This window comes from Paenibacillus sp. TAF43_2 (assembly GCF_052113545.1).
GTDB lineage: Bacteria > Bacillota > Bacilli > Paenibacillales > Paenibacillaceae > Pristimantibacillus.
Genome location: NZ_JBFRDK010000051.1, coordinates 22319 through 45302 on the forward strand (window position 1 = coordinate 22319; position 22984 = coordinate 45302).

The 22984-nt window shown below is 46.9% G+C and carries 23 protein-coding genes and 1 tRNA gene; 2 read left to right on the forward strand and 22 right to left on the reverse strand.

All coding sequences use genetic code 11. From position 1 onward, the window contains the following. Nucleotides 1-7: 7 nt before the first annotated feature. On the reverse strand, nt 8-1072 hold the full coding sequence (locus AB4Z17_RS13660) for a sugar-binding transcriptional regulator (RefSeq protein ID WP_441912711.1): 1065 nt from the start codon (nt 1070-1072) through the stop codon (nt 8-10). A 273-nt stretch (nt 1073-1345) separates the two neighbouring features. On the opposite strand from AB4Z17_RS13660, the gene AB4Z17_RS13665 reads away from it, so the two are divergent. Beyond that, nucleotides 1346-1420: transfer RNA gene (locus tag AB4Z17_RS13665), tRNA-Arg, on the forward strand. 316 nt (nt 1421-1736) lie between these two features. Further along, a complete protein-coding gene (gene clpP, locus AB4Z17_RS13670) occupies nt 1737-2321 on the forward strand; it encodes an ATP-dependent Clp endopeptidase proteolytic subunit ClpP (protein WP_169091151.1) in 585 nt (194 codons plus the stop codon). Nucleotides 2322-2498: 177 nt separating this feature from the next. Here clpP and AB4Z17_RS13675 read toward each other — a convergent pair whose 3' ends face one another. From AB4Z17_RS13675 to AB4Z17_RS13775, 21 genes are all read right to left on the reverse strand, one after another. Next, a complete protein-coding gene (locus tag AB4Z17_RS13675; protein WP_028609180.1) occupies nt 2499-2768 on the reverse strand; it encodes an HPr family phosphocarrier protein in 270 nt (89 codons plus the stop codon). Nucleotides 2769-2973: 205 nt separating this feature from the next. Beyond that, on the reverse strand, nt 2974-3903 hold the full coding sequence (whiA, locus tag AB4Z17_RS13680; RefSeq protein ID WP_076270746.1) for a DNA-binding protein WhiA: 930 nt from the start codon (nt 3901-3903) through the stop codon (nt 2974-2976). 6 nt (nt 3904-3909) lie between these two features. Next, complete coding sequence (locus tag AB4Z17_RS13685; RefSeq protein WP_339206022.1) at nt 3910-4875, reverse strand: gluconeogenesis factor YvcK family protein; 966 nt, start codon at nt 4873-4875, stop codon at nt 3910-3912. Nucleotides 4876-4908: 33 nt separating this feature from the next. Beyond that, nucleotides 4909-5796, reverse strand: a complete 888-nt coding sequence (rapZ, locus tag AB4Z17_RS13690; protein WP_076270748.1) for an RNase adapter RapZ — start codon at nt 5794-5796, stop codon at nt 4909-4911. 180 nt (nt 5797-5976) lie between these two features. Then, on the reverse strand, nt 5977-6927 hold the full coding sequence (locus AB4Z17_RS13695; protein WP_441960267.1) for an ROK family glucokinase: 951 nt from the start codon (nt 6925-6927) through the stop codon (nt 5977-5979). 208 nt (nt 6928-7135) lie between these two features. Continuing rightward, complete coding sequence (gene trxB, locus AB4Z17_RS13700; RefSeq protein ID WP_076270750.1) at nt 7136-8083, reverse strand: thioredoxin-disulfide reductase; 948 nt, start codon at nt 8081-8083, stop codon at nt 7136-7138. Between the two features lie 20 nt (nt 8084-8103). Continuing rightward, a complete protein-coding gene (locus tag AB4Z17_RS13705) occupies nt 8104-9855 on the reverse strand; it encodes a tetratricopeptide repeat protein (protein ID WP_441960269.1) in 1752 nt (583 codons plus the stop codon). Nucleotides 9856-10020: 165 nt separating this feature from the next. After that, nucleotides 10021-10971, reverse strand: a complete 951-nt coding sequence (locus tag AB4Z17_RS13710; protein WP_076270752.1) for a ribose-phosphate diphosphokinase — start codon at nt 10969-10971, stop codon at nt 10021-10023. Between the two features lie 115 nt (nt 10972-11086). Next, the gene (hisJ, locus tag AB4Z17_RS13715) at nt 11087-11893 is read right to left on the reverse strand and encodes a histidinol-phosphatase HisJ (protein ID WP_441912712.1); all 807 of its coding nucleotides are present in this window, start codon (nt 11891-11893) and stop codon (nt 11087-11089) included. Between the two features lie 43 nt (nt 11894-11936). Further along, the gene (gene hisIE, locus AB4Z17_RS13720; protein WP_441912713.1) at nt 11937-12629 is read right to left on the reverse strand and encodes a bifunctional phosphoribosyl-AMP cyclohydrolase/phosphoribosyl-ATP diphosphatase HisIE; all 693 of its coding nucleotides are present in this window, start codon (nt 12627-12629) and stop codon (nt 11937-11939) included. Then, a complete protein-coding gene (hisF, locus tag AB4Z17_RS13725; RefSeq protein WP_339206014.1) occupies nt 12626-13384 on the reverse strand; it encodes an imidazole glycerol phosphate synthase subunit HisF in 759 nt (252 codons plus the stop codon). The genes hisIE and hisF overlap by 4 nt, the downstream gene beginning before the upstream one ends. A 191-nt stretch (nt 13385-13575) precedes the next feature. Next, on the reverse strand, nt 13576-14193 hold the full coding sequence (gene hisH / locus AB4Z17_RS13730) for an imidazole glycerol phosphate synthase subunit HisH (RefSeq protein WP_441960271.1): 618 nt from the start codon (nt 14191-14193) through the stop codon (nt 13576-13578). Nucleotide 14194: 1 nt separating this feature from the next. After that, complete coding sequence (gene hisB, locus AB4Z17_RS13735; protein WP_372239028.1) at nt 14195-14794, reverse strand: imidazoleglycerol-phosphate dehydratase HisB; 600 nt, start codon at nt 14792-14794, stop codon at nt 14195-14197. Between the two features lie 171 nt (nt 14795-14965). Then, nucleotides 14966-16252 (reverse strand): histidinol dehydrogenase, encoded by a 1287-nt coding sequence (gene hisD / locus AB4Z17_RS13740; RefSeq protein ID WP_441960273.1) that lies wholly within the window; start codon nt 16250-16252, stop codon nt 14966-14968. Between the two features lie 201 nt (nt 16253-16453). Then, nucleotides 16454-17098 carry an ATP phosphoribosyltransferase gene (gene hisG / locus AB4Z17_RS13745; RefSeq protein ID WP_441912716.1) on the reverse strand — a complete coding sequence of 215 codons (645 nt, stop codon included), beginning with the start codon at nt 17096-17098 and terminating at the stop codon, nt 16454-16456. Continuing rightward, nucleotides 17095-18327 carry an ATP phosphoribosyltransferase regulatory subunit gene (locus AB4Z17_RS13750; protein ID WP_441960275.1) on the reverse strand — a complete coding sequence of 411 codons (1233 nt, stop codon included), beginning with the start codon at nt 18325-18327 and terminating at the stop codon, nt 17095-17097. The genes hisG and AB4Z17_RS13750 overlap by 4 nt, the downstream gene beginning before the upstream one ends. Before the next feature lie 194 nt (nt 18328-18521). After that, complete coding sequence (locus AB4Z17_RS13755; RefSeq protein ID WP_179089910.1) at nt 18522-19055, reverse strand: acyltransferase; 534 nt, start codon at nt 19053-19055, stop codon at nt 18522-18524. Beyond that, complete coding sequence (gene ppaX / locus AB4Z17_RS13760) at nt 19048-19713, reverse strand: pyrophosphatase PpaX (RefSeq protein WP_076270761.1); 666 nt, start codon at nt 19711-19713, stop codon at nt 19048-19050. The genes AB4Z17_RS13755 and ppaX overlap by 8 nt, the downstream gene beginning before the upstream one ends. Before the next feature lie 22 nt (nt 19714-19735). Then, nucleotides 19736-20734, reverse strand: a complete 999-nt coding sequence (gene lgt / locus AB4Z17_RS13765) for a prolipoprotein diacylglyceryl transferase (RefSeq protein ID WP_441960277.1) — start codon at nt 20732-20734, stop codon at nt 19736-19738. A 21-nt stretch (nt 20735-20755) separates the two neighbouring features. Next, entirely contained in the window at nt 20756-21694 is a 939-nt protein-coding gene (hprK, locus tag AB4Z17_RS13770; protein ID WP_441912719.1) for an HPr(Ser) kinase/phosphatase, read from the reverse strand. A 121-nt stretch (nt 21695-21815) separates the two neighbouring features. Further along, the coding region (locus tag AB4Z17_RS13775) for a DUF4179 domain-containing protein (protein ID WP_441960279.1) at nt 21816-22984 on the reverse strand (1169 nt) is incomplete at its 5' end.

The window sequence follows — 22984 nt, forward strand, 5'->3', positions numbered from 1 at the left end:
CAAAGCGTCATGATTCCTTATTGCTTTCTTCTTGACTGTGCTTCTCTTGATCGATCAAAGCTACGATTTCAAGTGCAGCTGCTTCATCCGTTACGAGTACATCATTGTGTCCAAAGCGCATCACTGCCGCTATAGCCTCGCCTTTGCTCTTGCCGCCGGCTACACCTATAACAACTTCAGTTTTAACAATATCCTCGAGCCGTAACCCCACCGTTTGCATTTTGTGCACGACAGCGCCTTTTCGGTCAAAATAAAACCCGAACGACTCCGCCAAAGCACCCTCAGCTTCCATCGCATCAATAACTTCACGCTCTAGCCGCCTGCGTCTTGCCATAACCATAGCATCTCCGATACCATGTACAACGATGCGAGCACTGCGGATGACATCCACAATTTCTCGAATGTTCGGCTCCTGCATAATAGATGCAAAAGCTTCCTCTCCCAGATGATCCGGCACATGCAGAAGTCTGTACTGCGCTCCTGTACGCTTAGCCATCATTGAAGCAATCGTATTCGCTTGGTAATCCAAGCTCTCCCCTAGACCGCCTCTAGCCGGTACGAACAAGTTCGTATTCAGCTGAGAAGAACTAATCAGTTGATTCGACAGCTGTGCAATCGTCGTTCCGCCTGTTACAGCTACAACGTCGTTAGGCTGCATTACCTTGATAAGCACCTGACATCCCGCACGACCAAGCTCTCGCTTTGTTTGGGCAGAGACTTCCGAATCGCCAGCAACTATAATGACCTGTGATAGGCCGTAGTGACTGCGAATCGTTTCCTCCAGTTCGGATAGTCCGAACATTGTCTTGTAGAATGGCTCAAGCTGCTCTAATAGAAGCTTGCCTGAATCGCTAATCCGCATGCCTCCCGAATGAATCTCTAGCAGCCCCTGCGTCTTTAGGAAATCGGTCTCTGCCCGAAGCATACGCTCCGTCATCGATAATACAGAAGCCAACGTTCGACGTCCGATTAAATCCGATACCATTACTTGATGCAAAATCGAATATCGTTTCTTCATGACCTCTAGCAGATCAGGCACAAGCTGCTGCTGCAGTTCAATGATCTGACGCATTTCTCATCCTTCACTCCATCGGCCTATAGCGTATTCGCTTCAAATACGTTGGACTCAATATGTCCCGCGGTATCATTTCAAGTCCCACCTTTAGTTTATCGGAAATAACCAATTGTAGCAATARCCGATTATCAATTGGAAACGGTTTCCGACGCATTTTTAACAAATTTAATTTTTGAACATCGCTTGCTTTAAAATCTTTAATATCATATAATCATTTTTGCGACTATTTTCTTACAAAAGCAGATAGCAGCAACAGCAGCTTTTCCTTATGCGCCCGTGGTCCAATGGATATGACGCAGCCCTCCGAAGGCTGAGATCTAGGTTCGATTCCTTGCGGGCGCGCCATTACTTTTTATTATCGCAAGTTCAAACTCTATATTGATACACACGAACCGTTCCTATACGCTGGAACGTTTTTTTTATTTTAAGCAACGGCCAAGTGATTAATCTCCCGCTACAACATCCAACCTATGCCTCATGGAAAACACTCCAAATTGCGCTTGTATATTTCATCCAATCCACTTCAAACCCATTTTTTTCGTATACGCAGCAAGGGAATTGCAGACCTGTTTGACTATCTTTGACTTTTGACTTTTCATCCGTTATTATGAGAATACGATTTAACCATTCATTGTTTTTTAGGAGGGGGCTTACGTTGGATATGAATTTCGTTCCTATGGTTATTGAGCAAAACAATCGGGGTGAGCGTGCGTATGACATTTACTCTCGCCTACTGAAAGATCGCATTATTTTTCTAGGATCAGGTGTAAATGACGTGGTGGCCAACTCCATCATCGCTCAATTGTTATTCCTGGCGGCAGACGACCCTGAGAAGGACATTTCTCTTTATATTAACAGCCCGGGCGGCTCAATTACGGCAGGCATGGCTATTTACGATACGATGCAATATATTAAACCTGATGTATCTACGATTTGTGTAGGTATGGCTGCTTCTATGGGTGCTTTCTTGCTTACTGCAGGTGCAATTGGCAAACGTTACGCGCTTCCGAACAGCGAAGTCATGATCCATCAGCCACTTGGCGGTGCAGAAGGCCAAGCAAGCGATATCGCCATTCGTGCAAAACGCATTATCGGCATGCGCGACAAGCTGAACGGTATTTTGGCAGAGCGCAGTGGACAATCGCTTGAACGTATCGAGAAAGATACAGACCGCGATTACTTCATGAGTGCAGCAGAAGCCAAAGAATATGGCTTGGTTGATAAAGTAATTGAGAAACTCGCATAATTCATTCCGATTCCGCTAGGTAATAGGTTTGAACGCAAAAAAGAGCAAGTTCGGATTCATCCGAGCCTGCTCTTTTTTTATTGCAAACACATTCGTAAGATTATTTTACATTCCATATAAAAAAAGAGCTGCCGCCGCAAGCTCATAATGAACCTGCGTGACTTCTCTCCTTCTTCATTATTGGTTCTCCAGCTCTTCTTTGCTTACCAAAGCGACTAAAGCGTTTACAGCCTGTTCTGCGTCCGAACCCTCAGCACTAATGGATACTTCAGTGCCAGAACTGATAGCCAAACTCATAATACCCATTATGGATTTAGCGTTTACTTTTTTGTCGTCTTTCTCTACAAATACTTCGGAGGAAAATTTGTTCGCTTCTTGTACGAATAATGCTGCTGGTCTTGCATGTAGTCCAGTCTTAAGACGAACAACAACCGGAAGCCTTGTCATGGAAACCATACCCCCTATATTTTTCTCAATCATTAGCATGCGGCAAAAGCGTATACGGCTCTGTTTGCCGTCTTCTGGCTGCAAAAGCTCGTTTCCGGACAAAGATAAGATGTGTAAGTATCAATGCTGCTTATTCTTATCTTTAAAAATTGCGTCATTTTAAATTATTATATCATTATACCAGCTGATGCACTAGGATAAAAGTTCAGACACCGCGGATTTTTTCCGCAAGTGCGTCGATTTTGCGCAAACGATGGTTTACGCCTGACTTACTGACCTTTCCTCCGAGCATTTCGCCGACCTCTGTCAAATTCATATCCGGATGCTGAAGCCTTATTTCAGCTACTTCCTTCAGCTTATCAGGCAAGCTATCCAGTCCTACCTCACGTTGAAGCAGTTTGATGTTTTCGATCTGACGAACAGCTGCACCGATCGTTTTATTTAGATTGGCCGTTTCGCAGTTTACGATCCGGTTTACTGAATTGCGCATGTCGCGCATGATTCGAACATCTTCAAACTTGAACAGAGCTTGGTGCGCACCAATAATATTGAGGAGCTCGATAATTTTCTCGCCCTCTTTGATGTAGAAGATAAATCCCTTTTTTCGTTCAATGCATCTCGCGTTTAGATCAAATTTGTTCGCAAGGTCAACTAACGACTCACAATGCTCTTGGTACATCGAAGAAATTTCCAGATGATAAGATGAACCTTCTGGATTGTTAACCGATCCGCCAGCAAGAAACGCACCCCGTAGATAGGAGCGTTTGCAGCAAGGCTTGCGAATGATTTCCTTATCGATGCCTAAATTGAACATAAAGCCTTCCGATACAATTTTGAGCTCGCTTAATATTTCCTGAACTCTAGCCGGTATACGGACAATATACACGTTGTTTTTTTTCAATCTCATCTTTTTACGGACAAGCAGCTCTACATGCACATCATAATGTTTTTTGAGCAGGGAATAAATCCTTCTGGCAATCGCGGCATTTTCCGTTGAGATGTCCAAAACGACTTTGCGGCTAGATACGCTAACCGAACCATTCATCCGTATGAGTGCAGATAGCTCCGCTATCTCACAGCAGCTGTCCGCTTCAATTAATGTCAGCTCTTTCTTTGTTTGGGCCGCAAATGACATTGTGTATCACCTCTTTCGTAACATCCAGTTCTCTACCAGCTTATAAATATGATGGCTTAAGCGTTCGGCATCATGCCGAAGAAAAGTGCGAAACAATACTAGCCGATCCGCAATGACTTCATATCCCTTTTGCGTAACTGCATCTAAATCCAAATGGACGGCCTTTGCGCCAAGCTCAGCATATCTGCTTTCGATTTGCGGCGGAATTTCGCCGTCATTTACAATGACATAATCGAATAGATGTTGACCGATATGAGCATGAATGGCATCAAGGTGATCGCCTACCGAATAATTATCAGTCTCCCCAGGCTGCGTCATAACATTACATACAAATAATTTTACCGCTTCTGATTCCACGATGGCAGTTGCCAGTTTAGGAACTAACAAGTTTGGAATAATACTTGTATATAAGCTGCCCGGTCCAATCAATATAGCATCGGCCTGTTCGATGGCCTCGACCGCCTCTCGCAGCGGTTCGACATCGGCTGGTTCCAAAAATACTCGTTTAATGACCTTGCCAGCTTTCGGAATCATGGATTCCCCTGTGACAATGCTGCCATCAGCCATTTCCGCTTTAAGTACGATAGCCTGATTCGCTGCGGGCAGAACCCGTCCTCGAACGGCTAACACACGGCTCAGCTCACGAATCCCCGTTACAAAGTCGCCGGATATATCGGTCATTGCTGCCAGCATAAGATTGCCAAGGCTGTGGCCTGCAAGTCCCGGCACCGTTTTGAAACGATACTGAAGAACCTCAGTCAGCAGCGGCTCAGCATCCGCTAATGCCATAAGTACGTTCCGAATGTCACCCGGAGGCGGAATTTGCAGCTCATTGCGTAAAATGCCTGAGCTCCCGCCATCATCGGCAACCGTAACAATTGCGGTAATATCGAGCGGCTTCTCCTTAAGACCTCGCAGCATAACAGAGAGACCTGTACCGCCGCCAATTACGACGATTTTAGGCCGTCTCATTATCTTGTGTCTACTTTGCATTCTCTCACCTCGTCAATGCTTGTCACGTTCGGCATCGCGATGGCTGACACGCACACGTTCCGTATCACTGCTGCCGAGCATGCGTCCCAAATATTCTGCTATAGCAACGGAACGATGCTTACCGCCAGTACAGCCAATACCGATAACAACCTGACTTTTCCCTTCCTTACGATAAAGCGGAATAAGGAATTGCAACATATCCAGCAGCTTCGTTAGAAATTGCTGAGTTTCAGGCCATTTCATAACGTATTCATATACATCGGGATTTTGACCGGTATTTGGGCGCAGATGCTCGACATAATGCGGATTAGGCAAGAAACGAACATCATAGATCAAATCCGCATCGATAGGAATGCCATATTTAAAGCCAAAGGAAGTTACATTTATCGACAAGCTGTTTTGCTCTAGGTGTGTAAAATGAGAAATAATACGTTCCTTCAATTGAGCTGGTTTCAAAATACTCGTATCAATAACCTGTGATGCCCAGCCCTTTAAGTCTTCTAGCAGGCGACGTTCGTTGCGAATGCCCTCAAGCGGCATGCCCTCAGGCGCCAGCGGATGACGCCGCCTACTTTCCTTATAGCGCTGAACCAAGACAGAATCAGTTGCATCCAAAAATAAGATTTCACAGCTAATCGTATAATGCTCCTTGATATAGGCCAACGACTCCGAAAGCGCCGTGAAAAATTCACGCCCGCGCAAATCGATAACAAGCGCAACGTTGCCGATTTTACCGTTCGACTGATCGATCAACTCTGCAAATTTAGGAATAAGAACGGGCGGCAGATTATCTACGCAGAAGAAACCGAGATCCTCCAGGCTTTGGACAGCAATGGTCTTGCCCGCGCCAGACATCCCGGTTATTATGACAAGCTTTGCTACTGCTGCTGTCGTTTCCATGAATAAACCTCCTAAAGACTTTGCGAATGCAAAGTCACTTCGTAAGGATATGCTTAGACTTTGCGAATGCAAAGTCACTTCGTAAGGATATGCTTAAGGTTTGCGAACGCAAACCTACTTCGTTAGAATAGGCTAWGACTTTGCAGATGCAAAGTCTCTTCGTCATTTACAACTATGAAATTAACCTCTTAGAATAAGGCCGGCTGCGCCTACAAYGCCAGCGTTGTTGCCTAGTGTTGCCGCTACGATTTGCACATTTTCTTTCGCTTGATCCTGTGTATACTTGTCGAATACTTCACGAATTTGCTCGAATAAAAATTCTCCAGCCTTCGAAACGCCGCCGCCAATGATGAAATATTGCGGATTCAATACAATAGCGATCATCGCCATTGATTTACCCAAATAATAAGCAGCACGGTTTACGATGCGAGTTGCTACTTCGTCTCCTGCTTTAGCTGCATCAAGAACATCCTTCGCCATAATATCCTCAACAAGTGAAAGCGATGTACGATCGCCGCGTTCAACCGCATCCTTTGCCATACGGATAATACCTGTTGCAGAGGATACCGTTTCCAAGCAGCCGATTTTGCCGCAGCCGCATACAATAGCTTCAAGATCAGGCACGATAGCCATATGACCAAGCTCGCCAGCCATACCCATAGAACCTTCAACGATTTTACCATCTATAATAATACCGCCGCCTACGCCTGTGCCGAGCGTGTAGCATACGCAGTGYGCGATGCCTTTGCCCGCTCCGCCCCAAGCTTCGCCTAGTGCAGCAACATTCGCATCATTATTAACTTTAACTGTCTTATTCAGCTCTTGCTCCAAATAAGCCTTTAGATTGACGTTCTCGATTTTTAAGTTTGGTGCAAATTTCACAATTCCGTTTGGAATATCTAAGAAACCAGCAATACCAACGCCTACCCCGTCAACTTGCTCCCAATCATAGTCCGATTCCACTACGATTTGTTGTGCATATTTCGCAATATTTTGAAGGATAGTGTCCGTTCCTTTACTCGCCTCCGTCGGCCCCTCGTACGTCTGGAGCAATTGCCCATCCGAATTACAAATACCTACTTTAATAGCAGTTCCGCCGACATCGACTCCAACGTAAATCTTCTCAGACATCACTAGTCCACCTCATCAATATGTTAATCTTCTCTTGTAACACTATAAGCGACCTTCATCCTCTGGTCAAGATAGAGGAATACTGGCAAATCAACCATTCTGGGCTTGGAAAAAATGCCTTCAGCATTTAATGAAAAAGCTATACCTTCAAGCATGTCGCTCTGCTGGTATAGCCCCTTCTTTATCTTATGTTGCAACTCGTCAAGTATTAAAGCGATTTGCTCCAGTCATGCGTAATTGCACCCTCCAAATATCTTTCACAATCCAGTGCAGCCATACAACCGCTGCCTGCTGCTGTAATTGCTTGACGATATTTGCTGTCTTGAACATCTCCACAAGCGAACACGCCCGGTACATTCGTTTCAGATGTACCTGGTTTTACAACAATGTAACCATGATCGTCTGTATCGATTTGACCTGCTAGGAATTTCGTGTTTGGCGTATGGCCGATAGCGATAAAGATTCCGTCTGTCTCAATAACATCCTCTTCACCTGTCTCGTTGTCACGAACTTTAAGTCCAGTAACGCCCATGCCAGTTGCTACAACCTCAACCGGTGTGCGGTTTAAGCTCCAGCTGATTTTCTCGTTCTCACGAGCGCGATCCTGCATGATTTTGGATGCGCGAAGCTCATCACGACGGTTAACAAGCTCTACGTTTGAAGCAAAACGAGTAAGGAAGTTTGCTTCCTCCATCGCAGAGTCGCCGCCGCCCACTACGATAATTTTTTTACCGCGGAAGAAGAAGCCATCGCAAGTTGCGCAAGTGCTTACGCCTCGGCCAACGTTTTCTTTCTCGCCTGGAATGCCGAGGTATCTAGCCGATGCACCAGTAGAAATAATGATGCTCTCCCCAACAAGCTCGCCATGGCCTTCCACTTGAAGCTTGAATGGACGCTCTGACATATCCACGCTATTAACCCAACCCGTAATAAACTTAGCGCCAAAGCGCTCCGCTTGCTTACGCATGTTTTCCATCAGCTCAGGACCCATAATTCCTTCCGGGAAACCAGGGAAATTCTCAACCTCTGTTGTTGTCGTCAATTGACCGCCCGGTTCTGGGCCTTCAATAATGAGTGGGCTCATGTTAGCGCGAGCCAAATAAATAGCTGCTGTAAGCCCCGCAGGACCAGTACCGATAATAATTGATTTGTACATAAGCTTCACCTCGTAAAAGTTTATTCGTCCTGTAATTCTTGCGTAAAGAAGACGGAACTCATCGACTTCATCTTTTCTTTGATGCCGCAAACTTCATCAATAATCTTGACGTTCTTGCTGACTGTCGCAATAGATGTACCGTATCTGGTGGAAACCTCGTGATAGGAGATAGCACGACGATGCATTTTTGCAGTCAAATATTCTAATGCGGCCGCCCAGCTCTCCGGCTTCGTAAGCTTCGGAGCATCTGGATATACTCGCGTCAAAAATTCCACCCATAAGGTCATCAAATCATGCTGCTGAACCAAATCATACTGCTTGCTCATGCGATCAAGAGCGATATCTGCAACAGCCTGCCATTTATCTTCCCATACAGGCAGACTTGAAGGGACCCGGTTCGGCTCAATGACCGTTTCTTTGCCTTCCAGCACCACATGCAAAGGCTCTTGTACGCCCATCGTTCTGAGTACAAAGATGGCAATCCGTTTTAAATAATCATCCTCTTCCTTCTCGAGCAAAAACGTCTGAAGAACATCCTTCACTTCGCTGTCAGCGATCATCCCTAGAGCCTGAATAACCTGCAGCTTCGTGTCCTGATCACCATGACGCAGCGCCCAGAAGAACGACGAGCGTACTAGCGGATCGCGCTTAAGATGATCGGGAATGCCATCGGAGGATTTCTCCCATAGCTTAAACTGCTCTTCGAACGGCAAATGATAGTGATAGCTGATGGCAGCCGTCTGCTGCCCGCTTCGTACCAGCTCAAGCTGCTCCATATAATAAAGAGGAATGCTTGATTTTGGATCAAGCTTGATTGTCTGCTTCCATAGGCGCTCTGCTTCCTGCAAACGTCCGATATTGCAAGCTGCAACAGCCGCGTAATGATACAGGCTTGGATCCTGAGTGAGCTCTGAATCTTTGAGAAGTCTGGTGAAATGCTTATAAGCAGCACCATGCTCTCCTAAGATGCCCATTGTTGTTGCCAGTTTAAACACATGCTCTTGATGGAACGGTACCGTCTTCGCAAGCAGCTCAACAAGCGGCTTCAAGCTTTTTTCATCGTTTTTGTGCTGATAAAAAATAGCAAGGTTGCACAGCGCATGCAGGTTGCCCGCTTCAAGATCCAGCACTTCATGGATCGTATCCATCGCTTTATCGAACATGCCCATATAGTAATAGGCCAATGCCAAATTATTTCGAGCAGCTAAAAAATCTGGCTGTCCTTCGATAATTTTCTCCAAAATGCGCACAGCCTCAGTGAATTTACCTTCCTCCAGCAGCGTGCGCGCCAAATCATGCTCGACCATGCCTTCACGAGACTTGATGTTGGTTAGACGAGTAGGACGCTCCAGTTCAAAATGCAGTAGATCCATCATATCTTCCGCTTCATCCAGAAACTGTCCTTCGGAGTCCTCTTCCAAATATCGAATAAGCGAGCCCTCGGCTGCTTCATATTGTTCTAAGTTAGCAAAATTGTTCGCCATATAGAAATGGCACTCCGTCATCGTCGGATCAAGCTCTTCTACAATCCAACCGAGGATTTTATTTGATTCCTCATAGTTGCCCATTTCAGAAAGAATGCCGGCCATATTACAATGGTTTACCGGATTCTCCGGCTCGTATTCGACGGCGCGACGAAAATATTTAAGTGCCTTGTCATAATGGAGCCGATCAAGCGATCGAACCGCACGTTCGAAAAAAAACGTAGCGTCCCATTGAACCGGTATGACTTTCGTCTGTTGATCTACGGCAACTCGTTTCTTTTCTTTCACCCGCAAGGCACCTCCCGTTACTTCCGATTTTATACGATTATACCATAGCAATACCCCTGAGAACATGAAAGAATATGTGGGAAAATCGCGGATGGCAAATACACCACCCGCGATTTCCCGCGGCATTACTATTCATTTCGTTAGTTCTGCATTCCATTTGAACGTTTAGACACCATTGCTTTTGAACAATGTGCTAATGGAGCCGCCCTCCAAAATAATGCGTGTTGCTTCTGCAAGCAACGGCGCAACGGAAAGCACTTTGAAGCGTTCAGGAGTCGATTCCGGCAAGCTGATTGAGTCTGTTACGATGACTTCTCTAATATTTGGATGATCCAAACGCTCAATGGCAGAGCCGGAGAATAACGGATGCGTTGCGCATACAAATACATCTTCAGCGCCGCGCTCCTTCAAGCTTTCCACAACGTTAACAATCGTAGATCCCGTATCGATGAGATCCTCGATAATAATCGGAGTTTGACCTTCGACATCACCGATAACATGTGTGATAACTGATTCATTATGCGCAGGGCGTTTCTTGATCATAATCGCAAACGATGTATCCAAGTAGTTCGCTAGCTTCTCAGCAGTTGAAGCACGTCCTGCATCCGGCGATACAACAACCGGGTTCTTGATGTTTTTCGACTTCAAATAATCGCTGATTAAATCTAGCGCAGTCATATGATCGACTGGAATGTTGAAGAAGCCTTGAATAGCTGGAGCATGTAGGTCGATTGTAATCACTCGGTTCGCTCCTACTGTCGTGAGCACATCCGCCAGCATTTTCGCTGAAATCGGCTCCCGAGGTGCTGCTTTGCGCTCCTGACGCGCATAACCGTAATAAGGCATGATGATGTTGACCGTTCTTGCGGAAGCACGCTTCGCCGCATCAATCATAACAAGCAATTCGACAAAATGCTCGTTGATTGGATGTGAGAATGATTGTACGAGAAATACATCGCAATTCCGAATCGTTTCCTCGTAATGCACGTAAATCTCTCCGCTTTTAAAACGGGACATCTTGATCGCACCTAGCGTCAGACCAAGCTCTGCACTAATTTTCTGAGCCAATACCGGATTAGACGAACCCGAAAAAATACGCACCTTGTCGCTTAACATGATACCCTCCTGAGCGTTAAAACCAATTAATTTGACGGAACAAGTACTCGTCTTTGCCGGATCATTCGACAAAGCTTATTTGATCATCTATATTATACATGGAATTTACGATATTTCAAAAATCAATCATCACTAATTTTCGACAATTAAATGTCGCAAGCTGCTTAAAGCCAACTTCTTTGAGCAAATCGTACGCTTGATCCAAATATTGGCCCAGTCTTTCAGGCTGGTGAGCATCTGAACCAACCGTCAGCGGAATGCCTAGTTCCAGTGCATATTCCAGCATTCTACGGCTCGGAAACATCTCTGCTGCAGGTGTGCGAAGGCCCGATGCGTTGAGCTCAATCGCAAGTCCATGCATCTTGACTGCCTCTAGTGCAGCGTTCTCCAAATGGGTAACATTTTCCTCCGGCAGAAAGCCAAAACGCTTGATGACATCAATATGTCCAATGTAGTCATAAAATCCGCTTGCGGCTGCTTTGCCCACGGCTGCGTAGTACTGTTCGTATACAGCCATACGATTGCGGCCTTCCCAGCCTCCCGTTTGCCGGAAATCGGTGATGTCCCACTCCTCAAGAAAATGAACAGAGCCAATCACATAGTCCCAAGGGTACGCGTTCACGATCGCAGCGATCTGCTCCTCGCAGCCCTCAATATAATCGCCTTCAAGCCCAACACGTATGTCGATTTGTCCCTTATACTTTTCCTTAAGCGCAAGGCATTCCTCCACATAACGCGGAAGCTCATCCATCGGCATAGCCATTTCCGGATAATAAGTCGCAGGGTCAACATGGAGCAGTGGCATATGATCGGAAAGGCCGAGCTGCACGAGTCCGATCTCTATGCCCTTCTTTACATATTCCTCTAGCTCTCCAACGGCATGACCACAGCGAGCATGATGCGTATGGTAATCGATAAACATGTGCGTACCGGCCTTTCTGCTGTCATTTATCATTCAGCTTCCATTATCTCATTTTATTTGTTGTTGGCTTGCCGTGACGATTGTTAATTTCGCTAATTACATCATCTAGCGGCAATCCGCGTTCACGAAGCAATACCATCAGGTGAAAAATAAGATCGCCAACCTCGCTGCGAAGCTCGTCGTTATCTTTATTTTTCGCTGCTATGATAACCTCGGATGCTTCTTCGCCTACTTTTTTCAAAATCTTATCGACACCTTTATCGAACAGGTATGAGGTGTAAGAGCCTTCAGGACGCTCTGCGTAACGCTCGGCAATCACGCTCTCTAGCTGTCCAAGCGTAGCGAAGCGGTCTGCAGCGGGTTGTCCAGCCTCTGAGGTAGCATCTGTGTTCCCGGCTACTTCAACCGAATTAAAGAAGCAGCTATAGCGCCCTGTGTGGCAAGCTGGACCTTTTTGCTCCACCTTAACGAGTAATGTATCACCGTCGCAATCATAAGCCAAAGAGACGATGCGCTGCGTATTGCCGCTTGTCGCTCCTTTGTTCCAAAGCTCATTACGCGAGCGGCTCCAATACCAAGTCACGCCGGATTCAACGGATAGCTGAAGTGATTCCTTATTCATATAAGCCATCATAAGCACTTCTTTGCTTTGCACATCTTGAACAATAGCTGGTACTAGCCCCGCATCGTCCCATTTAATTTTTGAGATAAGTTCATTATGATTGTTTTCCGTCATCGTACCTCTACTCCCTTCAAGCGCAAGTCGTCCTTCACTTCACGAATCGTCATCTCTTTATAGTGAAAAATCGTTGCAGCTAGAGCCGCATCCGCATGTGCCATTTGGAACACATCGTTAAAATGCTCGACTCTACCCGCTCCGCCCGAAGCAATAACGGGGATGCCAAGCGAATCTGACACCGCCTGCGTGAGCTTGATGTCGAAGCCGTCTTTGGTGCCATCGGCATCCATGCTGGTCAGCAAAATTTCACCCGCGCCTAGCTTCTCCACTTCACGTGCCCATTCGAGCGCCTTAATGCCAGTCGTTTTGCGTCCGCCGTGCGTGTAAACTTCCCATTCGCCCCACTCAGCATTAAACTTCGCATCAATCGCCACCACGATGCACTGTGATCCAAACTTGCGTGACCCCTCTTGAATGAGTGCCTTGTTTAAAACCGCAGCTGTATTTATGCCGATTTTGTCCGCTCCGGCGCGCAGCAGCCGCTTCATATCATCGACATGAGATATGCCGCCGCCTACCGTAAACGGAATCGTAATTTCCCCAGCGGTCCGCTTGACGACTTCAATCATCGTCGCACGCCCTTCAACGGAAGCCGATATATCTAGAAATACAAGCTCATCTGCGCCCTCTTGGTCATAAGTGGCCGCCAGCTCGACTGGGTCTCCCGCATCGCGCAGGTTCACAAAATTAACACCCTTCACAACGCGGCCATCCTTCACGTCAAGACAAGGAATGATACGTTTCGCCAGCATATTGCACTCTCCTTTATGCCCGTAGTCGAGCTTAATTGTCTATCCGGTAACACTCGGCATTACTTAGGATTACTTGGAATCACTTTGATGAAACTGCTTGGATTAAGGAAGAAGCATCCTTACCAAGCAGCGAGTCTAAAATGATTTAATTGCTTAAGTAAGTAACTTGCTTGAATATCTATTGGAGCTTGTTATGCTTCGTTAATTTTAGTTAGTGCAAGAAAGTTGCCCAGCAGCTCCATGCCAAGCTCTCCGCTTTTTTCGGGGTGAAATTGCATGCCATATACGTTTCCGCGACCAACAATGGCTGTTACCTGCTGATAATAGTCTGTTGTTGCGAGCAGGTCGGAGCTTACCTCCGGCTTCGCATGGAACGAGTGTACGAAATAAACATGCCCTTCGGTCAACCCATTAAATAGAGGCGATTGCTCTTGAAGGAAATTCAGCTTGTTCCAGCCCATATGCGGAATCTTGTAATCCCCTGTGAAACGGCTAACTTTGCCGGGAAGAAGATTCAATCCCTCATTCGTTCCATATTCGTCACTTTCGGTGAAGAGAAGCTGCATGCCAAGGCAAATGCCGAGCAGCGGCTTACCAGAAGATGCATACGCTTTGGTCACTTCATCCATCTTCGTTTCCCGCAGGTTTTGCATGGCATCGCCAAACGCGCCAACGCCAGGAAGAATCGCTCCGTCTGAAGCTGCAATCGTCGCGGGATCGTCTGTTATAACCGTCTCGTATCCAAGACGCTCAACCGCTTTGCTTACGCTGTGGAGGTTGCCCATCCCATAATCAATAATCGCGATCATCCTAGAGCACTCCTTTCGTTGAAGGCACTCCTTGTACGCGAGGATCAATGCTCGTTGCTTCATCAAGCGCTCGTCCAAGCGCTTTGAACACCGCTTCAATCATGTGGTGCGTGTTTTTGCCGTAATGTACGATGACGTGAAGCGTGATGCGTGACTCAAGTGCAAGCTTCCACAAAAACTCATGAACAAGCTCTGTAGAGAAGCTGCCTACTTGTGTGGATGGGTATTCGGCACGATATTCAAAGTGTGGGCGGTTGCTCACATCAATAATAACCTGAGCCAGCGCCTCATCCATTGGTACAAATACACTAGCGTAACGTTTGATACCGCGTTTGTCGCCAAGCGCTTCACGAAGCGTTTGACCGATGCAAATTCCGATATCCTCTACCGTATGGTGATCATCGATGTCGATGTCGCCGCGTGCTTCTAATTCCAGATTAAACTGGCCGTGCTTAATAAATAGATCCAGCATATGGTTAAAGAAAGGGACATCTGTATCAATCTTTGCTTCACCTGTTCCATCTACTGCAAAAGTAAGCTTAATATCCGTTTCATTCGTCTTGCGTGCCACCGATGCTTCACGTACGCGATTTTCCGACACTTTCATTCCTTCTTCCTATATGATTATGTTTGTTTTCATCATCTCAAATGCCCTGCCGCATAAGGGAATTCCAGCAGATGCCGCTAAAGAGCATAAGAGTTATTACCTAGGTAATAACTCTCCTATACTTAATTGTTTGCCTAACAAATTAATCTATTTACGTTAAAATGTTTACCCGCGTTCCTTCTCAAGACGAACCTCGATTGCACGAGCGTGCCCTTCAAGCCCTTCGTGACGAGCCAGCGTCATGATTTTATCGCCATTAGACATCAGCGCTTCTTTACTATAGTAAATCAAGCTCGATTTCTTCAAGAAATCATCAACGTTAACTGGCGATGAGAACCGTGCTGTGCCGTTTGTCGGAATGATGTGGTTAGGTCCAGCAAAATAATCCCCGACCGGCTCCGAGCTGTAAGGCCCAAGGAAAATAGCTCCTGCGTTCTGAATGTAGCCGAGCAAACGCATCGGGTCAACCGTCAGCACCTCTAAGTGTTCAGGTGCGATCTGATTAATAACGTCGATACCCGCTTCAAGCGAATCGACCAGCAGTACAGCGCCATAGTTGTCGATGGAGCTGCGTGCAATGTCTTGGCGCGGCAGGGTGGATAGCTGACGCTCCACCTCCGCTGCTACAGCTTCCGCAAGCTGCTGCGATGGCGTTACAAGGATCGCCGATGACATCTCATCGTGCTCCGCCTGCGACAGCAGATCCGCGGCTACATACGCGGGATCAGCTGAATCGTCAGCAAGCACGACGATTTCACTTGGCCCGGCGATACTGTCGATATCGACGGCACCGAATACGGCGCGCTTCGCAAGCGCCACATAAATATTGCCCGGTCCGCATATTTTATCGACCGGAGCAATTGTGGCCGTGCCGTACGCAAGCGCGGCTATGGCCTGTGCGCCGCCGACCCGGTACATCTCCTTGACGCCCGATTCCGCGGCGGCAACGAGAATATACGGGTCGATGCCTTCCGTGCCGCCAGTTGCCGGCGGCGTCACCATAACAATTTCCGGCACGCCAGCTACCTGGGCCGGTATAACATTCATCAGCACGGACGACGGATAAGCCGCCTTGCCTCCGGGCACGTATACGCCGACCCGCTTGAGCGGTCGCATAATTTGCCCGAGCAGCGTTCCGTCCTGCTGCAAATCCATCCACGAGGTACGCATTTGCTTCTCGTGGAATACCCGAATGTTCACGGCTGCTTCGCGAATAGCCGTGAGAAAGTCGGCGTCAACATGCTCATACGCCGCCTGAATTTCCTCCTGCGTCACACGCAGCGACGCAGCGTCCAGCTTAACGCGGTCATGCTGCTCAGTGTACCTCAGCAGCGCTGCATCCCCCTCAGACTTTACGTCTGCGACGATCTTCAAAGCAGACTCATTTTGCTCAGGCGTCCCATACTCCACCTCACGCTTCAAACCAAATTGCTCCGCTCGCATAATACGCATATCATCCACTCCTTCCAATACTCACAAGGCTATTAATCTATTAATCCGTCCAGTCCAGCATGCAATTCACTTGTTCTACACATGAAGTGCTGCAAGCCCTACTTTGCGTTTGCTCCTGCTTCGTTGACACTCGCTATGCATTTCCCGTTCTTGCTGGACTCGCTTTGTCTGCTTATGCTTTTTCTTACTTTCCGCCCTCTTCTACCCCCGCTTAGCCAACGCTTCCTGCAAGCGATCACACAGTCCTTGAATCGCTTCATTCTTCATCCGGTAGCTTACTCGATTCGCGATCAAGCGGCTCGTAATACCGAAGATTGATTCCATCTCCACAAGCCCATTCTCACGAAGAGTTTGGCCGGTTTCCACCATATCAACGATACGGTCAGCTAACCCGATCATTGGCGCAAGCTCGATGGAGCCGTTCAGCTTAATAACCTCTACCTGCTGCCCAAGCTCACGGAAATACGCCGAAGCCACATTCGGGTATTTGGTCGCTACACGCGGATTCATGGCCGGCTTCCAATCCGGCATGCCAATAACAGACATCCGGCATTTGGCAATGCCAAGATCAAGCAGCTCATAAACATCTTTATTTTCCTCCATGAGCACGTCTTTGCCCACGATTCCGATGTCCGCTACGCCGTATTCCACATAAGTCGGTACGTCAACAGGCTTTGCCATAATGAACTCCATCCCTACCTCTGGAAGCTCAATGATCAGCTTGCGCGTATCATCAAAGTCGCTAGGAATCGGAAGCCCCGCTTCACGGAACAGCTTGGAAGCTACCTTATAAATGCGGCCCTTCGGCATCGCCACTTTCAATATATCTTTTGTCGCTCCGCTCATGTGGCGCTGCCTCCTTTAATTCCGCTTCCGTCAAATGTCAGCAATGCTGTGTAGGCTACGCCTTTATAAGTAAACGATTGCTGCTGTGCCTTATTTTTAAGCTCATCAAGAAGTGCGTTATTCGCATCTACCCGCTCTGTTACAACGCTCGCACCCTGCCCGCGCAGTTCCTGTGCTTTAACAAGCGCCTCATTGCGTCCAGCAGTATCATAGATAACCAGTGTGCGTTCCGTTTCACTCTCAGCGCCATCGCCAAGCAGCTCCAGAATACGTGTCGTCTTGAGTGCAAATCCCGTTGCTGGAGCCGGTCTGCCGAACTGGGCCAGCAGGTTGTCATAACGGCCTCCACTTACAACCGGGAAGCCTAGATCAGCTGCATAACCCTCGAAAGTCATCCCTGTGTAATAGGAGAAGTCACCAATCATCGTCAGATCGATAAGCACATGCTCACAAACCCCGTACGCCTTCAGCACATCCCATATTTCGCACAAATGTTGAATGGACGCCCGCGCTTTATCATCCACATTCAGCTGCAGCGCTTGATCACAAATCTCTTGCCCGCCGCGTAGACGCAAAACACCTTCCAGCTCTTGCTGAACGGATTCATCCACGGATAATCCACGAAGCTGCTCGCGGTAACCTACAAAATCACGGCCTAACAAGCAGCTCTTCAACTGCTCCTGCGCTTCTGCACGGCCTGGCAAGGATTGCTCCAGCAAGCCGTTTAGGAATCCAACATGCCCAATAGCTATCTTGAAACGTTCAACACCGGCAGCTTTAAGCGACGCGATTGCAAGAGCAACAACCTCTGCATCCGCTTCTGCCGAGGAATCACCAACTAGCTCTACGCCCGTTTGGAAAAATTCCGCCTCGCGGCCCGCCTCTTCCTCTATCGCCCGAAACACATTAGAGTGATACGACAGACGCTGTGGAAAATCCGCTTGCTTCAATAAGGATGACACCACACGAGCGATTGGCGACGTCATATCAGAGCGCAGCACCAGCGTTGTTCCACGATTGTTAAGCAGCTTGAATAACTTCTGATCGGACGTAGAGCTGGCTACACCCACTGTATCGTAATATTCCATTGTTGGAGTTATAATTTGTTCGTAGCCCCAGCCCTGCATGCAGGCAAGAACCTGACGTTCAATATGACGCAGCTTAGCCACTGCGCTTGGCAAATAATCTTTAACGCCTATCGGCTTCTCAAATACTTTTGGTTTAGACACCAATATCACCTTCGTTYACTTTAGTGGTTTAAAGCGATACCATGTTACCATGCTAACAAATTAAAGAGTTTAGTCGTAATATTAGCATGAAAAGCTTATTTTCGTCAAGTTGAAATCGATCCGTTTTATGTCAAAAAAGAAAGCCTCGACCGGCTGCGAGACGAACTCGCACGGACGAAGCTTTCCATAGCCCATTAGTTTAAAATGTTGCGCACATTCTCATCAAATTCGCTTGGCACGACCATTTCGCTTCGTCTAATTTCCCTCATCGGATTGCCTCCTACAAATGCATAAGCAGGCACATCCTTATGGACAACTGATCCAGCAGCTACAATGGCATGATCGCCGATTGTTACACCTGGCAATATCGTCGTATTTGCTCCTATCATGACATGAGAGCCTATCACGACGTCGCCGAGACGATACTCCTTGATCAAATATTCATGAGTTAGAATGGTTGTATTATATCCGATAATTGTATTATTGCCTACCGTTATACGCTCTGGAAAAAAGACATCGACCATGACCATAAGTGCAAAAGCGGTATGTTCTCCGACCTTCATGCCGAGCAAACGGCGGTAAATCCAATTTTTTAACGGAAGAATCGGACAATAGCGCGCTAGCTGGATGCAAATGAAATTACGAACCGATTTGAATCGGCTGACCGTTGAATATACTTGCCACAGCGCGTTTGGCCCTTCCACCGGATATCGTTCAACTTTACGCAAATGTTTCCCGCTCCATTCCGACAAAGGAATAGAGATCGCGCATGTCGTGAATGACATGATGGGCTCCGGCATCCTTAAGGATTTGCTCGCCTTTTAGCGACCAAGCGACACCAACTGCTATCGCACCTGCCGCAATCGCCGACTCGATATCCACTGTGCTGTCTCCAACCATAATGGTCGTTGCCGGATCTGCGCCGAGCAGTCCGATTGCTTTGCTCACTGGTTCTGGATGCGGCTTGGCATGAACAACATCATCAATCGTTACAATGGTATCCACGAAGTCGAACAGCCCAACGTATTTCAAGCCGCGTTCCGTTGTCAGACGCATTTTTGTCGTAACGACGCCAATTTGGATACCTTGCTTATGCATTCGCTCAATAACTTCTATGACGTAATCAAATGGTTTTACATATTCATCATGCAAACGCAGATTAACTTCGCGATACGCTGCCACAAGATGTGTTACTTCATCCAATCCCGAGAATAGCTTCATTTGATCCGTAAGCGGCTGTCCCATGCTTGGAATAATATGCTCTCTTCCGAATCCTTCTGGTGCTACGCCTTGTAAAGACTCTATGAACGAGCGGATGATAAGCTCATTGGTGTCGATAATTGTGCCGTCCAAATCGAACAGCATCGTTTTGATATTGCCCGTCATCGATAAACCTCCCTAATTACATTTAACGCTTGCCAACCTCATCATCTTTTTTAGTGCCAGCAGGTTGGTCTTTGCCCCTTTTCTCATCCGATCCCACATTACGCTCTGGCTTGCTAGTCGTAATTGGATCAAGGTAATGAGCGGATGCAAGTCCCGTCTTACGCCGCACGATAATAAGTACAACCGCACCAACGATTAAAAGCAGCGCCAGTACTTGTGAAATCCTTATGTTGCCGTACGCAGGATCCAAGTAGCCTTGTTTGAATAATACTTCCATTGGAGTCCAGAGGCCATTAATAAAGGATGCTAGCCACGATGGTCCTCTAAACGCAAGACTGTCCGTACGAAGCGCTTCAATAAAGAAACGGCCGATTGAATACCAGATAAAGTAGCTGGCCATCAGCTCGCCTGCGCGCAAAAACTTCTGGCGGCGAAGGACGAACAATATAGCAATACCGACTAAGCTCCATACGGATTCATACAAGAAAGCCGGGTGACGGTATTCACCTTGAATAAGCATTTGATCCACGATAAACGATGGTAAATGAAGGGTATTGCGTAGGAAAGACTCGCTAACCACGCCGCCATACGCCTCTTGGTTCATGAAATTTCCCCAACGGCCAATCATTTGACCTGCAAGCAGTCCAGGTACACAAATGTCTACCAAGCGCCAGAAGTTATAGCCTTTATAGCGGAAATAGAAGAATCCGCAAATAAAAGCTCCGATTATCGCACCATATATCGCGATACCGCCATTCCATATTTTGAACACATCTACAAAGTTGCCTTTATAATCTTCCCATTTGAACGCTACATAATAAATTCGCGCTCCAATAATGGCGGAAGGGACGCCGAGCAGCAGCAAATCCATGAAAAAATCAGGCTTAATGCCGAATCGTTTTCCTTCCTGCACTGCGAGAAGCAGCCCCACTAATGCCGCCGTTCCCAAAATAATGCCATACCAATGCACTTCAATAGAGCCTAATGTGAAGGCAATTGGGTTTAATATCAATGTCTTCATTTAGTTATATCCCCTTTAGGTTCAATCGTATTCGTCCATATCGTCAGCGATTGTTTCCGTAAGCTTATTCGTAAACTGCAGCGCCGCATTGTAACCCATTCGTTTCAAGCGGAAATTCATTGCTGCCACCTCGATGATGACTGCTAAGTTACGACCGGGTCTTACTGGCACAGTTACGAGCGGAATGTCCGTCTCGATAATACGGGTCGTTTCTTCATCCAATCCAAGGCGATCATACTGCTTGTCCTGCTGCCAGTTTTCCAGCTTAATGACAAGGCCGATACGCTTCTGCGTCCGAACTGCCCCTGCGCCAAAAAGTGTCATTACATTAATAATACCCAGCCCTCTAATCTCGAGCAGGTGACGAATAAGCTCTGGCGCACTGCCGTGCAGCTGCGCATCGGAGGTTTGCATAATTTCTACTGCATCATCAGCAACAAGCCGGTGTCCGCGTTTGACAAGCTCTAGCGCTGTCTCGCTTTTACCGATGCCGCTTCCTCCAGTAATAAGCATGCCAACCCCGTATACGTCAACAAGAACGCCATGAATCGTTGCTGTCGGAGCAAGCTTTCTCTCCAAAAAGTCCGTAATTCTGCTGGACAAAATGGTTGTAGCCACATTGCTTCTGAGCAGCGGAATTTGTTTCTCATTACATTGATCTACAAGCTCTAGAGGCGCTTCCAGCCCTCTTGTCAAAATAATGCATGGTGTATCCTCGTTGCATAAACGAACCATACGATCCTTGCGCTCTTCACCGTCCAGCATATTTAGGAACGAGATTTCCGTTCTTCCAAGCAGCTGTACGCGCTCACTTGGATGGTAGTGGAAATATCCAGCCATTTCGAGTCCAGGCCGATACAAATCATCTACTGTAATGGCACGCTTCATTCCATCCTCGCCCGCAATAATCTCAAGCTGAAATTGTTTAACGAGCTCAGATACTTTCACTTTTTTCGGCATCGTAGGGCCTCCCTCATATGACAACTGCTATTGTGTATATGTATGATATTTTCCAATGTCTTCATCGTAAAGGAAAAAGGCGCTGAACGCAACGTTTCCTCCGCTGCTCAGCGCCTTCGACTTATTTTATCGGTATACTTATCGGCTTTAATACATAACCAGGGTACTGCTCAATACTGAATGTTAACGGCTGCTTGTAATCTGCTGCTGGAATTCGATAAACATAGGTCACTTTATCTTCATTTGAATTCCACTGCACCCCGCGGCTATCTGAAATAGGATAGGATACACCAGCACCGTCCTTGAAGGTGCCGCCGTGCGGAAATAATGTATATCCCGGCTTCTTATCAATCTCATCCTGACTTAGCAAATCAAACTTCACTTCATACTCACCATTAAGCAGCTCTTTGCTGGCTAATAGAAGCCTATTATTCGGTGATGATATAGTTTCTATTTTATCCGTATCCACCGTGATGCTTAAATTGTTTTCCGACACATACAAACCGTCCGCAATTAAAGTTAGCTTTTTGGGCTTAACGAAATAGCTGCTCTTAAAGTGACGGGTAATTGATGTATTAGAATCGCCAAACGCAGAATTCGACTCATATCGCCTGCCTTTCTCATCGACAAGCGCTATATTTATAAAACCATTTGCGTGTTTGTCATTAGTTGCATCTGCTTCAATTGTCACAGCTATTTGAAGCGGTGTTATGACAGCATTTTTCACTGTAAAACGTTGTCCTCCGATCTCAACCTTTTGCTCGATCGAGATTTCTTCGCGCATCCCCTCGAATCTTTTATGCTCAATCGGAAACTCAACCTTTAGCCACTGACCGCCAAGCAATAAGCTGAATTGCAGGCTTTCCGGCATTTTAGAACCTTCGCCCATTAGTATATCTAAATATTGATGGACAGGAACGCTTGAACCCTCGGCATCGTCATTCGGATAATGCGATGAACCAATGGAAGCGACCAAATCTTTGCCATCACTCGTTTTTAATTTATAATCCAGAAATCCTGTATTGCCGTTAATTCCTGGTCCCTCTACCGTATACAGAATAGCCATACGCTGATCATCGGCTATAATTCCATCAACCGTAAAAATGTAGCCGTTTTTCTCGTCCGAGAGCTTTATAGGCTGTATGAAATCATTTTCCATTGCTGTAAACAAGGACTTATCTCCCTGAATCAACTCAACAAATCCGCTGAAACCCGGAATTTCCTTCACAATAGAAGCAAACACAGGAGATACGCGAACGAACGCGGTTAGAAGCAGGATTACACTTAGCC